At 70.4% G+C, this 13,219-nt stretch carries 10 protein-coding genes; 6 read left to right on the top strand and 4 right to left on the bottom strand.

Annotated features, from left to right (window positions below):
• Window positions 1-37 precede the first annotated feature (37 nt).
• Window positions 38-1,489: an alkaline phosphatase family protein gene (locus tag IPN47_08430; protein ID MBK9408059.1), complete on the bottom strand. Its 1,452-nt coding sequence runs from the start codon at window positions 1,487-1,489 to the stop codon at window positions 38-40.
• A 185-nt stretch (window positions 1,490-1,674) separates the two neighbouring features.
• Between IPN47_08430 and IPN47_08435 the strand changes: the two genes are divergently transcribed.
• Window positions 1,675-2,559 carry a TIGR00730 family Rossman fold protein gene (locus IPN47_08435; GenBank protein ID MBK9408060.1) on the top strand — a complete coding sequence of 295 codons (885 nt, stop codon included), beginning with the start codon at window positions 1,675-1,677 and terminating at the stop codon, window positions 2,557-2,559.
• Window positions 2,560-2,635: 76 nt separating this feature from the next.
• Window positions 2,636-3,823 (top strand): deoxyhypusine synthase, encoded by a 1,188-nt coding sequence (locus tag IPN47_08440; protein MBK9408061.1) that lies wholly within the window; start codon window positions 2,636-2,638, stop codon window positions 3,821-3,823.
• Between the two features lie 3 nt (window positions 3,824-3,826).
• Here the strand turns inward: IPN47_08440 and IPN47_08445 are convergent, their stop codons facing one another.
• Both IPN47_08445 and IPN47_08450 read right to left on the bottom strand, forming a co-directional pair.
• On the bottom strand, window positions 3,827-7,363 hold the full coding sequence (locus IPN47_08445; protein ID MBK9408062.1) for a hypothetical protein: 3,537 nt from the start codon (window positions 7,361-7,363) through the stop codon (window positions 3,827-3,829).
• A gap of 25 nt (window positions 7,364-7,388) precedes the next feature.
• Window positions 7,389-7,886: a hypothetical protein gene (locus IPN47_08450; protein ID MBK9408063.1), complete on the bottom strand. Its 498-nt coding sequence runs from the start codon at window positions 7,884-7,886 to the stop codon at window positions 7,389-7,391.
• A gap of 225 nt (window positions 7,887-8,111) precedes the next feature.
• Between IPN47_08450 and IPN47_08455 the strand changes: the two genes are divergently transcribed.
• On the top strand, window positions 8,112-9,923 hold the full coding sequence (locus IPN47_08455) for a hypothetical protein (protein ID MBK9408064.1): 1,812 nt from the start codon (window positions 8,112-8,114) through the stop codon (window positions 9,921-9,923).
• A 133-nt stretch (window positions 9,924-10,056) separates the two neighbouring features.
• On the opposite strand, the gene IPN47_08460 is transcribed toward IPN47_08455, so the two are convergent.
• A complete protein-coding gene (locus tag IPN47_08460; protein ID MBK9408065.1) occupies window positions 10,057-10,842 on the bottom strand; it encodes an MBL fold metallo-hydrolase in 786 nt (261 codons plus the stop codon).
• Between the two features lie 134 nt (window positions 10,843-10,976).
• On the opposite strand from IPN47_08460, the gene IPN47_08465 reads away from it, so the two are divergent.
• From IPN47_08465 to IPN47_08475, 3 genes are all read left to right on the top strand, one after another.
• Window positions 10,977-11,456: a GreA/GreB family elongation factor gene (locus IPN47_08465; GenBank protein MBK9408066.1), complete on the top strand. Its 480-nt coding sequence runs from the start codon at window positions 10,977-10,979 to the stop codon at window positions 11,454-11,456.
• A 288-nt stretch (window positions 11,457-11,744) separates the two neighbouring features.
• Window positions 11,745-12,491 carry a carboxypeptidase regulatory-like domain-containing protein gene (locus IPN47_08470; protein MBK9408067.1) on the top strand — a complete coding sequence of 249 codons (747 nt, stop codon included), beginning with the start codon at window positions 11,745-11,747 and terminating at the stop codon, window positions 12,489-12,491.
• A gap of 102 nt (window positions 12,492-12,593) precedes the next feature.
• Window positions 12,594-13,217, top strand: coding sequence for a hypothetical protein (locus IPN47_08475; protein ID MBK9408068.1), 624 nt, complete (start codon window positions 12,594-12,596; stop codon window positions 13,215-13,217).
• Window positions 13,218-13,219 lie beyond the last annotated feature (2 nt).

Genomic DNA, 13,219 nt, shown 5'->3' on the forward strand with positions numbered 1-13,219 from the left:
GCGGAACCAACCGACGCCGCGTGCCCGCGCTATCCTCTCATTCGACGGCGGTCAGCGCAAGGCTCCCGGCGTCGGCCAAGAAGCTCTCGCCGTCCAGCCCGTCCGGAACGCCGAGCCCGAGCGCGCTCAACGCGCTGGGCATCACGTCCACCGTGCGCCGCGGCAGCTGCCCGGCCGGTTGGTTGAGCAGCAACGGGACGAGCATGTGGTCGCGGTGCAGCGCGCCGTGCGACGAGCAGTGCGGAATCGGTTCGTAGCGGTCTCGGAAATCCCACCCCCGCGCCGCCGACAGCATCAGCTCGCCGGAACGCGACGCCGCCGCCATGTGGGCGATCTGCACCACCGCGTCGGGATACTCGCTGTCGATGGACGCATCGAAGACGTCGCGGGCGCTGACCCCCTCCAGTGCCCCGATGCCTAACGGGTCGCCATCGATGGGGCGGTAGCTGTAGCGGTGATGGTCGCGACTGGCGTCCATCGCGATCATCGCCGACCCCATCCCGCGCCTGCGCACCTGTGCCACATGCGGGGCGTACGGGAGGATCAGCAGGTCCACCGAGTCGCGGGCGAGCAACGCGTCGGCGACGCCGCGCCAGCGCCCCTCGAGCTGCGGCCAGTAGGGACGCTCGCGGCGCTCCAGCTCGAGGTAGACGTGCGCCATCGAGTTCCCGCTCACCATCACCGCCACCTCGTGTCCCGCGCCGATGGTCCACGGGTGTGCCAGCGTGCGAAAGCCCCACGTCTCGGCAAGGAGGACGGCGAGGTCATCGTGTGCCGTCACCGGCGAGTGCCCATGATCGCTCACGATCCACAGGTGCGTCTGCTCCCAGCGTCCGGCGCGCTCGGCGTCGTGCCGCAGCTCGGCGACGACGTCGTCCAGCGTCGTCATCGCTTCGCGTACCAGCGCCCCGCCGTGCCCGCACGCGTGCGACGTCTTGTCGATCCCGGTGAAGGCCGCGAAGACGAAGCGCGGGGCGTCGCGTCGGACGCGGTGCACGACTTCCGTCCCGATCTGGCGATCGATCGCCAACCATCCGCGCACGTCGCCGCGAAAGTGCGTGCGTGCGACCTGCGCCACGAAGCGCACGCCGCGTCCCACGCGCTGCGCCGCCGGCAGGCCGCGCTCGATGACCGCCAGCGCGCCGAGCGAGGAAGGCACACGCTCGAACACCGTCGGGACGTCAGGATCGAGATCCCCGTCCATGTGCCGCATCCCCATGCCGACGTAGCTGCGCGCGTGCCCGGACCACGGCGCGATCGATCGCGAGCGATCGAACCAGCGGAGCCCGGGGAGGCCGACGCCCCCGGGGTAGCGCCCCATCAGGAAGGGCGTGTACGCGGCGCCGGTCACGGAGGGCCACACCGTGGTGACCGTGTGCATCCCCCCATCCGCGCGCAGGCGCGAGAGGTGTGGCAACGCCCCGCTGTCCATCGCGGCACGCAGCGTGTCGGGCCGGGCTCCATCAGCGACGAGGACGATGACCGACAACGGCGGCGCCTGCGGTAAGGGAACGGGAGAGGGGAACGGTCACGGGAAGCTGCGGCCGTTCCGCCCCCCGGTGTGATACGCTAAGCTCATGCGCGTGTTGCACGTTCACCTTCCACGATCTTAACCACCCGATGCCCATTCGTAAGCAACCTCGGCGCCGTGGAAGCACGCCGTCGGGGCGCGCGATGGATCCCGAGCGCCTGCTGGATGCCGGCAAGGAGGCGCTGGAAGGGCTGAAGGAGCGCACCGAGACCGGGCATCGCGCCGCCGGCCGGAAGCCCCCGTCGGAGACGTCCACCGCTCGCACCAGCGGCGCGCACCGAGTGATCGACGCCTCCATTCGCGATCCGCTCCCGCTCACCGAGGACGCCAAGCTTCTGCAGCCCACCGTGGCCGGCGAGGCGTTCACGCGAACCGATCCGTGGCGCGTGATGCGCATCCAGAGCGAGTTCGTGGAAGGCTTCGACACCCTGGCCGACGTGACCAAGGGTGTCACGATCTTCGGTTCGGCGCGCACGGGGCCCGACGATCCGCAGTACGGGGCGGCGCAGGAGACGGCGCGCATTCTCGCCGAGGCGGGCTTCGCGATCCTCACCGGCGCCGGCCCCGGGATCATGGAAGCGGCCAACAAGGGGGCCAAGCTCGCCGGCGGGCGCTCGATCGGCTGCAACATCGAGTTGCCCTTCGAACAGGGGGCCAATCCGTACGTCGATACGCTCATCAACTTCCGCTACTTCTTCGTGCGGAAGACGATGTTCATCAAGTATTCGAACGCCTTCGTCATCTTTCCCGGCGGCTTCGGGACGCTCGACGAAATGTTCGAGGCGCTCACCCTGATCCAGACGGGGAAGATCTACCAGTTCCCGGTCGTCCTGTTCGGGCGCCACTACTGGGCCGGGCTCATGCGCTGGCTCCACTCGCGCGTCCTGGTCGAGCGCAAGATCTCGCCGGGCGACCTCGACCTGCTGTTGGTGACCGACGACCCGCACGAAGCAGCGCAGGCGGTGATCGCGGCCTACGGAGCACAACTCAGCGCCGCGCGCACGCGGCTGGAGGAGCATCTTGGCTAGCAAGAAGCAGAAGACGGGAAGACGGGAAGACGGGAAGACGAGAGAGGGACGGTCGCTTGGGCTCAAGGCGTCGCGCATTGGGGCGACGGTCAAGCGGGCCTCGGCCTCCGGGCCTAAATCGTCGCAGAAGAAGGCTGCCGAAGCGCGGGAGCAGGCGGGGAAGGCGCACGGCGCCGGCCCGGCGTCGCGCTTCCTCAAGGGCGGGCGCATCGATCCGCGCAAGATCAACGGCAAGGAGAAGGTCGTCGACCTCATCGACGGGACGTATCTCGCCTACAACGGCGGGCGCCTGCGCGAGGCGTGCCAGCTCTTCACCGAGAAGATGCTCGATCCCACGGTGACGATCGGCCTCACCATGACCGGCGCGCTCACCCCGGCGGGGCTCGGCATGGCCGCCGTCATCCCGCTCATCGAGGCGGGCTTCGTCGACTGGATCATCTCCACCGGCGCCAATCTCTATCACGACACGCACTTCGGGCTCGGGCTCGCCATGCACCGCGGCAACCCGCAGACCTCCGACGTGATGCTGCGCGAGGAAGGCGTCGTGCGCATCTACGACATCTTCTTCGACTACGACGTCCTCCTCTCGACCGATGCCTTCTTCCGCGCGGTGGTGCAGGGGCCGGAGTTCCAGCGCCCCATGTCGAGCGCCGAGTTTCACTATCTCTGCGGGAAGTACGTGCGGGAGCGCGAGCGCAAGCTCGGGATCGGGCAGAAGTCGCTCTTGAGCGCCGCCTACAAGTGCGGCGTCCCGATCTACACCTCGTCGCCGGGTGACTCGTCGATCGGGATGAACATCGCCGCGCTCTCGCTCGACGGGAACAAGTGCACGATCGATCCCAACCTCGACGTGAACGAGACGGCGTCGATCGTGCTCAATGCCAAGCGCTCCGGCGGGCGCAGCGCCATCTGCATCCTCGGCGGCGGAAGCCCCAAGAATTTCGCCCTGCAGACCGAGCCGCAGATCCAGGAAGTGTTAGGCATCGACGAGAAGGGGCACGACTACTTCCTGCAGATCACCGACGCACGCCCCGACACCGGTGGCCTGTCAGGTGCAACACCCGCCGAGGCGGTGAGTTGGGGGAAGATCGACCCCGATCGCCTCCCCGACGCCGTGGTCTGCTACCTCGACTCGACGGTGGCGCTCCCGCTGCTCACGTCGTACGCGCTCGCCAAGCGCAAGAAGCGTCCGCTGCGCCGCCTGTACGACAAGCGCGAGGCGATGATGGCACGCCTGCGCAGCGAGTACGAGAAGACCAAGTAGCGGTCAGCGGCGCTCGATGCGCAGCGTCACGCTCCCCATCGCGGGGAGCGCGACGTGCGTCGGTGCCAGGGGACCGCGCTCCTCGTCGGGGGAGCTGCGCCAGATGCGCCGCTGACCTCGGTCGCCGAACCGCAGCGCCACGCGCTGCGGTTCGTGCGTCGGGTTCCACAGGCGCACGAGGTCGGCGCGGCTGTCGGCGGCGGGCACGATGCTCGAGACGATCACCCGCGGGTTGTCGAGCGTGAAGCGCAGGCGCGTGGTCGCCGCCGAAGCGGGGAGGGCCAGTGGTGGCTCGCTCGCCTGCAATCCCGCTCTTGTTGCCTCGGCGGCATCGAACGGGCCATGCGCAACGAGCGTGACGCGGAACGTCACAGGCCCGGGCTGGTCGGCCTTGAAGTTCGTGTGCCAGTAGTTGTTCATCGCATACGCGACCAACTCCGTACCGGGGAGCGCCCGGCGCAGCCACGCTTCACGGCCGTCGGGCTGCTTGAACGCCTCGGCGGTGAGCCCGTTCAGCTGCCAGAGCGGGAGGTCGGGGGTCACGAGCGTCACCCCGAAGTCGGCGTTGCTCGCGTCGAGCCAGCGTTGCACCGGATACACGTTGCGGTTGGCGCCATCGACCTGGTCGACGTCCGGTCGCACGATGGCCAACCCCTGCTCCATGCGCACCACGCCACCCGGCACGGCCAGCGGAAAGGCGAGGTGCACCGCCTCCTTGTCCCGCACGAGTCGCTTGTCGATGCGGGTCACGACGCGCACTGCGTCATCGCCCGCGTGCAGCGTTACGTCGCGTACCAGCGACTCGGCCCCCGGGGCGTCGCTCGTGACGCGCAGCGTGGCGACGAGCGGGCCGTCGTCCAGCACGTCGAGGCGCGGGCGCGCCGCATCGCGCGCGGCGCTGGTGTCGCGTCCCGCGACGTAGCGGTAGCGGTTCCACCCCCCGCGCGCGCGATCGACCAGTTCGCGTCCGCGCCAGCGCACGCTGGCCACCGCGCCGGTGACACTGTCGATGCGCACGACGACGCGACCGTTCCATAACGAGTCGCCGTCGGCGCGGGCGGGCGTTGCCGCCTCGTGGGCGCGCCGGGGAGGCTGGGGGCGCGCCGTCGGGCCGGCCAGCGTCGGCGGGGGAGTTGCACCTGACGAACTCGCTCCAATGCGCTGCGCCGAGAGGCGCGTCGCCCCCATGGCGGCCAGCGGGACAAGCACCGCCACCGAGCCGTCGCGCAGTCGCTGCGACCACACGGGCGCCCCGCTGGCGGTCACCACGGCGCCTTGCAGCTGCAACGACGGCGGCACGAGCGTCACCCCTCGCACCGTGAATTCGTGCGTGTTCCACAGGTCGACGCCGACTCCCGGCGTCGTCGCGCCGTCGCCGCCGTCCGTGCGCGCTTTCGCTGCGCCGCCCGCATCGCCGCTCGCTTCGCCAGCGCTGCCCGCTTCGCCAGCGCCGCTGGCGCGCGAGAGCAGGGCGCGGCTCGCCGAGTCGGCGTCGAGCGCGAACTGCCGCTTGAGCGCCCACTGCGCCAGCGTCTCCGGCGAATCGGGCTCGCTGATGCTGCGGTCGGCCCCCCACGTGTGCTCGCTCCACAGCAGCACGCTCCGCCACGCGGCCGAGACGTCACGCGACGAGAGTGGCACGGCGCGCAGCGAGGCCAGCGTCCCCGCCTGCACGATCCGCGCAGCGCTCGCGCGCGTCATGACCTGCTCGGCGGCGGTGCTCATCGCCCCGTCTTCCCAGTAGCCGGTGAGGTCGCCTCGCAGGCGAGGGAGCGTGGCACCGTATCGGCGCTCCATCGTCGCGAACAGCTGCGGGAGCGACGAGATCACCAGACGTGGCGAGACGAAGCGCTCGTTCCACTGTCGTACCACGTCGGCGAGACGGCCGTCGGGGAAGCCGTTGTCGCCGCCGATCGAGACGCGCACCTGCACGATCTCGTACGGGTAGCCGCGCGACCGCAGCGTCTCCATGTACTCGCTCATCAGGTTCGCATCATCCAGCGAGATGCGTCCCGACGGCCACCCCCCCGCCCACGAGTAGCCCCGTCCCGCGACCATCACCAGCACGCTGTCACGACCGCTCGGCCCCATCCACCAGAACGGCCGGTCGCCCCACGCCGCGAGCGTGTGCCCGATGCGGTCGCCGTCGTACGAGGGACCGGGCATGTAGTTGGGGCCACTCGACAGGTACCGGATCCCCGCCTGCGCCAGTGCCGGGACCATCCCCCAGGTGAAGCCGGGGACGTCGCTGCTGGTGGCCGTAGTGATGGCCAGGCCGTGCTCCCGCCGGAGCCGCCGCGCGTACTCCGTCAGGCGCAACAACTCCTCGCTTCCCGACAGCCCGGTCATCAGGTTGGCGTAGAGCGCGTTGAGCGTGAGGTCGCCGTTGCGGACCGCGGCCAGCAGGCGGGCGGTGTCGGCCGCCGGCCGTGTCGCGAGGTAGCCCTCGAGCGGCCAGAGCCCTTCCACGTTCCAGCGAAAGCGCCCCCAGTCGGGGTTGGCGCGTGAGCGCTCGCTGTACACCATCGCGCTGTCGAGCCCGCGCCAATGCTTGTCGAGCACGCGCGCGTGGACGTCGGTGTAGCCGATGTCCAGGTGCGAGTGGTTGATGAGGTGCACCTCGCGTGGCACCACCGGCTCGATGGGCACCGCGCCCAGGTCGGCGCGCGCGGTCGCGGTGGTGGCCACGATGCGCACCGTCGTGGGCGTCGTCACGGCCGGGACGTTCACGCGCACCGTCGCGCGCCCCGCCTCGAGTCGTGCGCTCACGCGAAAGCTCCCGTCGACGGCGATCGCCATGGTCGTCGCGTGGAACGGGTGCCACGCATCGAGGCGCACCGTCTGTCGTAGCCCGCCATCCTCGCGCGTCAGCATCTGCTCCGCGTGCGCGCTGACCGTCGGCTGCATCGACACGGTGTAGAGGATGAACCAGCTCATCCGCCCCACGCTCTCCCCCTGGACCTGCAGCGTCACCGGCTGTCCGACAGGTGCAATACCGGCCGGGAGGTCGAGCGTGAAGACGCCGTGCACGTCGCCGAACTTGTCGGTCAGGAGGCGCCGGAAGCGCAGGGCCACGCCGTCGCTTCCCCGCACGCTCCACGTGTCGGCGTCGGTGGTGGGCTGCGCCAGGGCGAATCGGTGCGCCCCGTTCACCGTCACCCAGAAGCGCACCGGCGACTGACCGGGGTCGGCGACATCCATCGCCGCCAGAAAGCTCACCTGCCGAGGCGCGTCGCCGCTCGCCACCACCGGCGCCGTGGTCCACCGCGCTGCATTGGTGCTGTCCAGCGACCGCACCAGAAGCGACGCGCGGGCCGTGGGGTGCGCGGAGTGATAGCCGAACGATTCGCCGCGCAGGGTGGCGGCGTAGCCGTCGGTGATCCCCGGCGGGAGGGTGCCAAGTGGCGTGGCGCCGGCGGCAGCGCTCCCTTGTGCCACCGCCCCCCGGCCCGCCGCCAGCGCGCTGGCGACGATCAGGAGGGCGGTTCGCGCGCGCCGGCCTGGGCCGGAAGAGGAGACCAGCGCGGTGCGGCGAAGCATCGCGGTCGCCGTCTCCGTACGCTGCCTAACGGGAGAAGACGAAGCGGTTGCCGGTCACCACGGCCGCGCCCCGCAGCAGGCTGATGTTGTTCGGGGTGTACGTCCCCACAAACATGGTGTCGGACTGCTGGACGAGCACCAGCGTCGTCCCGTTCCGGTGGAAGGGGCCGCGCAGCGTCGTCGTGCCGTTGGACGGCGTCGATCCGTTGACCGAACTGCGGATCGCGATCGAGAAGATGTAGCTCGAGTCGGTTCCCAGCGTGAGCGCCCCCTTCCGGATCTCGACGTTCGTGCCGTCGACGGTGAAGGTCGCGGGGATCGAGATGTCGTTCGCGCTGGCGAGGGTGTAGACCGTCCCGGGGCCGGTCACCGGCTCGGTGGTCGATACCCCGATGTCGGAGCCGCAGGCGGTGAGAAGCAGGGCGGCGATGAGCCGCGAGGGCCAGCGCGTAACGCTGTGCGTGGCGCGCTGCAGCGCATTCCGGTGTGCGCGCGGGGTCGGTCGGGAGTCGGTCTGCGGCATCGGAGGGATTCGGTATCGGGGATACTCAGGACAAGCAAGTGACCCGCAACTCTCGCGGCAACCCCGCACGCCGCTGCACATTGGGCCGACTTCCGCATCCGTATCCCTGTGAACAGCGACACGCCAACGCCGTCCTCCCCCGACTCCCCCCCGGAGTCGCCCGCCCCCCCACCGTCCGAGCCCCAGGGCCCCCCCGCGCGTCGCCCCCCGGGGCGCGACGGCCTCATGATGGCCACGCCCAAGTGGATGATGTGGGCGTCCAACCTGGGCGCCGTCGTCACGGTGGCCGGGGGGATCTTCCTCGCGGTGCAGATCACGCACCGCCTGCGCACCCGCGTCATCCCCAAGCCGTTCCCCTCGCTGGCCCAGCTGGCCGACAGCCTGCGGCGCACCGCTCCGGCGATCGTGCAGGACACCGCGGGCGAGCGTGAGCGGGCAGCAGCCGCGCTCGCCCGCCCCCTCCGGCACACCATCGGCGGCGCCTCGCCCTCCGACTCGTTCCTGCGGGCCGGACAGGTCGCGCTGGGACGGGGGCGCCTGGGCGAGGCGCGTCGTGCCTTCGCCGCGGCCGAGCGTGATACGGCCAACGCCAGCGTCGCGTTAGGTTCGTCGCTCCTCGCGGCCTGGCGCCTCGATGAGGCGGGGGCGCGCCGCGCGCTGGCCCGCGCCTCGCGGCTGCGCGCCAGGCTCTCCCCGCCGGAGCGGCGCCTCCTCGAGGCACACCAGCGCTGGATGGCCGGCGACATCCATGGCAGCGACTCGGTCTATCGCACCCTCCTGCTGGAGGTGAACGACGACCCGACGCTCTGGTATGCGGCGGCCTTCGTCCATCGCCACGACGGCGGCGTCATCGACTCGGCGCTCATCGCCTACGGCTCGCCGGTGGGGCGCTCGCTCGTCGACCAGCCGACGCGTCGCGTCTCGCACGTGGGGGCGATCCCGGCGCTCTGGCGTGTCTTGCAGCTGTCGCCCTTCCACGAGGCGGCGCGCCTCGAGCTCCTGCGCTTCGCCGCCCTGTACGACGACCGCCGGCTGGCCAACTGGATCGGGTGGGGTTCCGAGCTGTACCAGATCGAGCCTGCCACGCGCCTCGCCATGCGCGCGATCGCTGCCGATGCCAAGCAGGACAGCTCGGCCTGGAAGGTCGTCTTGCGCCTGACGGCGGATGCCGCCGCGCGCGCTGGTACCTTGGCCCGCGCAGCCGCGGGGGACAGCGGCGCGATCGCGCCGCCCGAGGTCATTACCGAACGCGACATCTTCGAGGTGTCACGCGCCCTCGCCACCTCGTCCGGGATCCTCAATCCGCTCTCGCTCTGGCACGCTGCCGAGCTCCTCCTCCCGCTCACCGACGCCTCGCAGCACTCCCCGGCGATCGTCGCCGCCGCCCATGCCTGGCGCGGTCAGATGCTCTTTGCCGTTACGCGCACGGTGTCGGCGCAGGAGGAGCTCCAAGCGGCGGCCGCGATCGATCCCTCGCTCGGCCTCCCGCTCGCGGCATGGACGGCCTGGCTGTCGTCGGGGACCGACACGGCCACCCTCGCCTCGCTCCGCACCGCGCTCGAGCAGTGGAAGGCCACCGTCACCGCCGACGCCCCCCGCGACTGGCTCCACCCGCACCGGGGCATGGAACCGCACGTGCGCGCCTACGCCATCGGCTTGTTGAGCGCCGCCCTTGGCGACACCGTGCGGGTGAAGGCAGAGGCGGCGGCACTCGACCAGCTCCCCGCCATCGCCGGCGACACCGCCCTCGGGATGGTGATGGCCGCGGCGCTTCGCGGCGAGGTCGCGCTCGCCCGCAACGACTTCCCGGCGACGATCGCCGCCACCGCCAACGCCGAGGGGCTGCTCCCCCCGCTTTGGCGCGAACACTCGCCCTTCACCGGGCGCATCCACGCCCGCTACCGCCGGGCCTTCGCGCAGCAACGCGCGTGGGAGAACGAGGGGGCGCGCATCGCCTTCGTCGCCTTCTTCTCGCCCACGGTCCCGGAGGTCGCCATCTACCGGCCGGCGCGCGGGAGATTCGACAACACGCCGTAGCGGGGGCGCCGCGAGGCCGGACGCGAGGCCGCGCGCCTTGCGGCCCGCGGCGCCGCCCGCGCGTCGGGGCGTGCGTGGCGCGGGGTACGACGCCGCCTAACGATCTCGTGCGATGTGGGCCGTGGGGGAGCCGTTAGGCACCCTCCCGCAGGATGGCCCGCACGAGGTTCGCCCGCGAGTATTCGCCGCGCGAGATGTGGTCGGTCCAGTCGCTGGGGCCCAGCACCTCGCGCACGATGCGCGCCGGCGGGATCCGCTCGCGCGCCATCGCGTCCACTCGGCCGATGAGGTCCTCGGTCCAGGCGAGCTTGGCGCGAAGCGCCGACAACCCATCCGCGACAAGCCCCCGATGCGCGTCGAAGACGCGCGCCGGCGCCAGGGCCACCACTCGCTGGAGGCTCTCGACCAGCCGTCGAGGTTCCTCGTACTCGTGCGCGACGCGCACCTTCACCCCGATGAACAGGTCGGCGGAGAACAGCGTGCCGGTCGAACTGTCCCACACCACCTGGTGCTCCGGCGAGTGCCCCGGCGTGTGGATCATCTCCAACCCCTCGGGGTCGAATGGGGTGACCGGAGAGGTGAGTGGGGGGGCGCTCCCCCAGGCAAAGCGTCGATAGAAGGCCAGCCGCTCGGGGGCCCGCGCGTACGCCAGCGTGTCGGGGTGCGCGGCGATCGGAATCCCGCGACGCGCCGCCGCCGCGATGTTCCCCGCATGATCCTCATGAAAGTGCGACACGAGGATCCCCTGGAGCCGTTCACTCGCAAGCAGGCGCTCGACGTCGTCCCCAACCCCGGGAAAGCCGGTGTCGACGAGCATGCCGCGCACGAGAAAGGCGCTCACCGAGAAGCCGGCAAGGCGGCTGCGCCGATTCGACATCTCCACACGAACCACGTCGCCGTGGCGCTCGGTCCGGATCATGGGGCGAAGTGTAGCCTCGGCAGCCATCCCCGAGAATTGAATTCGCCGTGCATGCCGCTTAGCTTCCCCGCTAGCGACGCGCCCGGCCTCTCCTCCATGGCCGGGCGCTCCCCTTTTATTGCCGGTAGGCTCCCATGCTCGAAGCCCTCAAGCAGAAGCTTGGCGCCGAGGTCGAGAAGCTGCAGTACGAGCTCAACGTCACGCTTCCCAACGAGATCCGTCGGGCCGTCGAGATGGGCGACCTGCGCGAGAACTCGGAGTACAAGGCCGCCCTCGAACGGCAGCAGTTCGTGCAGGCCCGCCTGGGGCAGCTGCGCCTGCGCCTGAGCAAGCTCGCGCAGGTCGACATGTCCATGATTCCCTCCGACCGCGTGGGCCTCGGCTCCAAGGTCATCGTCGAATGCCAGGACACCCGGGTCACCGAGTCGTATACGCTCGTCTTCGGCGATTCCGAGAACTTCGACGAGGGACAGGTGACCATGTCCTCGCCGATCGGCCGCGCCCTGATCAACAAGGCCGTGGGCGAGGTGGCCTTCCTCAAGCTCCCGGCGCGCACGCGCAAGCTCAAGATCGTCCAGCTCGTGACCATCCATCAGGTCGAGGAGATCGACTAGCCGCGACCGCGAAGCCGCGCTCGCGCGGATGGTCGCCGGCGCCAGACACGATCCGTCGCCCGATTGTGCGCGGGCCTGTGGACGGCGGGCGAAAAACAGGCAATGATGACGAGGCGGTCTCGCTCCGGCGGGCCGCCTCGTTCCGTCGGAGCCGCCGCCTCGGCGTTCGGCGCCACCGGGACTCATGCTACTGCCCTGTCGCACGTCGCGCGCGAACCTCGCATGCCGAGTGGCACCCACCATTGGTTTCCGGGTACCACGAGCCACGACCCTTCACTCAGGTGCCACATGTCCGCCCTCGCTCGCGCTACCCGCACGCTGCTGTTTGGCTCGGCCTTCCTCGCAGCTGCTGGCACCGCGGGGGCCCAGACCATCGACGGCATCGTCGTCATCGGTGCCAACCAGCGCCCGGTGGCAACCACCAAGCTCGCCCTGCTCGATCGCAAGCAGGTCGTCCTCGACACCACCACCACCGATGTCTTCGGCGGCTTCACCTTCACCGCCAAGAAGCCCGGCAAGTATGCGCTGCTCGTCAGGCGCAAGGGTTACTATCCGGTCGTGACCGAGACCTTCGAGCTGCTCAAGGACGAGACGCGCCGCGACACGATCTATATCACCGGCAAGTCGGCGGAGCTGAGCGTGAAGGAGGTGATTGCCCTCGATGTGCGCCGGGTCTTCAGCTCGGCGTCGGGGGCCGGGTTCCAGCGGTTCCTCGGCCCCGATGAAATCGAGGAGCTGCGCGGGCACGCCTTCTCGCTCGGCGACCTCGTGCGGGATGGCCGGCTCGCCGGGCTTCAGTGGTACAACCCGCCCAGCGGCTGCCTTCGCTTCTCCGGTTCGTCGGGGTGCGCCCAGGTCTTCCTCGACGGCATCCCGGTCAACCTGCGCATCGACGCCATCTCGGCCAGCGACGTGGAGGCGATCGTGGCCTTTCGCGATATGGAACTGGGGGTGGCCGCCACCAGCCGCGGCGGATTCGACAACTCGCGCTTCGGCGCCGTCCTCGTCTACACGCGCCGCTTTTCGCCGCGGTAGCCCCAACTATATGGTGACGGGAGTGAGGTCGCGCGCCGGGGCTGGAACCTCCGGCGCGCGCGCCACGTAGGGCCCTCATCCTGAACCCCGCCGGAGTACGCCATGTCAGCCTTTCGCCCGCTCGCCGTCCTCTTCGCAGCAAGCACTTTTGTCGTCGCCTGCTCGTCGGAGCGTGATGAGGGAGACGCCGTGGCAGGGGAGGCCGTCAGCGTCTCCGTCTCGACCGACACCGGCGACGCCGTCTCGCCGCCGGCGGCGGCCAGCGCCCCGGGCGAATCGAAGCCCTCGTTCGTGGAAGCGCCCAACGGCGCCGTCTCCATGCGCACGACCAACGGCGCGCTCGTCATGTCGCTGCGCCACGATTCGGTGGTCGTCGCCTTCTCCGACTCCATCAGCCGGCACGTGAAGGCGGAGTTGAAGAACGAGATGGCCAAGGACTCGTCCGAGAAGGACGGAGGGGCGTTTGCGGAGGTGATGAAGGGGGTGGTCGAGAAGTCCGTCTCCGCCGGCCTCTCCGAGGTCTTCGACAAGGCGCGTGGCTTCCCGGTGTCGGCTCTTCGCGGCATCGCGTACGAGCACGGGGCGATTCGCTTTGACTATGTCGAGAAGCCGACGTGGACCTTCGACAACTTCAAGACCGATGAGACGCCGCTCCTCGAGCAGTTCCATCCGGCCGACGCGGCGCGCTTCGTCGGGGCGGTGCGCGCTCGGCTCAAGCAGTCGTAGCG

The organism is Gemmatimonadota bacterium (genome assembly GCA_016719105.1).
GTDB lineage: Bacteria > Gemmatimonadota > Gemmatimonadetes > Gemmatimonadales > Gemmatimonadaceae > SCN-70-22.